Source organism: Arthrobacter sp. 9V, assembly GCF_902506065.1.
Taxonomy (GTDB): Bacteria; Actinomycetota; Actinomycetes; order Actinomycetales; family Micrococcaceae; genus Arthrobacter.
The window spans coordinates 1-1,044 of the sequence record NZ_LR733004.1 but is presented as its reverse complement, the minus strand read 5'-3'; the positions used below and the strand labels follow the sequence as shown (position 1 = coordinate 1,044).

The window sequence follows — 1,044 nt, the reverse complement described above, 5'->3', positions numbered from 1 at the left end:
GTGCAGCGGTTCGCTGCGCGGGTGCCACTCGGCGCCGGACACGACCGACTTCTCGGCCTTGCGCACGGCGGCGCGGAAGAGTCCGGCGATGAGCACGGCGTCGTCCACCACCGGGGTCGCGTCGCAGACCCGAAGCTCGAGCGTCGGCGCGTGTGACGACGGCCGGACGTCGAAGTAGGCCATCTTCTTGTCGGCGATCACGCCCGAGGCGATCAGGTCGTCGAGCACCCGGTCGTACTCGGCGGCGTCCTACACCGGGCCGAAGCTGCCGGCCGACGGCCACCGCTGCCCGATGATGCTCCGGAACGAGGCGTACCCGGTGTCCTGCCCGTTCCAGAACGGACTCGACGCGCTCAGGGCCAGCAGCACCGGGAGCACCGGCGCCACCCGCTGGGCGATCAGCACCGCCAGGTCGCGGTCGCTCACCCCGACGTGCACCTGCAGGCCGCAGATGAGCTGCTCGTCGACGAGCATCCGGTACTGCTCCTGCATCCGGCCGTACCGCCCGCCGGCGCTCAGCTCGAAGTCGGCGTACTCCGACCTCGGCGCGGTGCCGACGGCGGCGATCGTGACCCCGGCCGGGGCGATCGCGGCACTGAGCTCGCTGCGCAGGTCGACGATCACCCGCCGCAGGTCGTCGAGGGTCCGCACCACCGGGGTGTTCGTCTCGATCGTCGTGCGCTGCAGCTCCGCGCCGAAACGGTCGGTGGGCAGCTTGGGCAGAAGGCGGGGGGCCTTCGCGGAAAGTCGGCCGGACTCGAGGTCGATGAGGTGCAGCTCTTCCTCGGCGCCGAGCGTCAGCTCTGCACTCATGGCTGGAACCTACGCGAGACGCCCGTGCCGTGTCTGCCGCGGCACTCCCCCGACTCACACTCGTAACACGCCCGCGGGGTGCGGTCACGGCACCGTGCGACACTCACTCCGTGACCCAGACCAGGACCGGCCCCCGACCCGAACACCGGGCACCGGTCGCCGCGGCGGTGCTGGTCAACCTGGCGCTCAGCCTGTTCCTGCCCGACGAGGTGCTGTTCTTCCCGTCGTGGG

The 1,044-nt window shown here is 71.4% G+C and carries 1 pseudogene; it reads right to left on the bottom strand.

Annotated features, from left to right (window positions below):
• Nucleotides 1-813 (bottom strand): annotated as a pseudogene (locus BACI9J_RS23225) (carboxylate-amine ligase); the annotation flags it as partial.
• Between the last annotated feature and the right edge of the window lie 231 nt (nucleotides 814-1,044).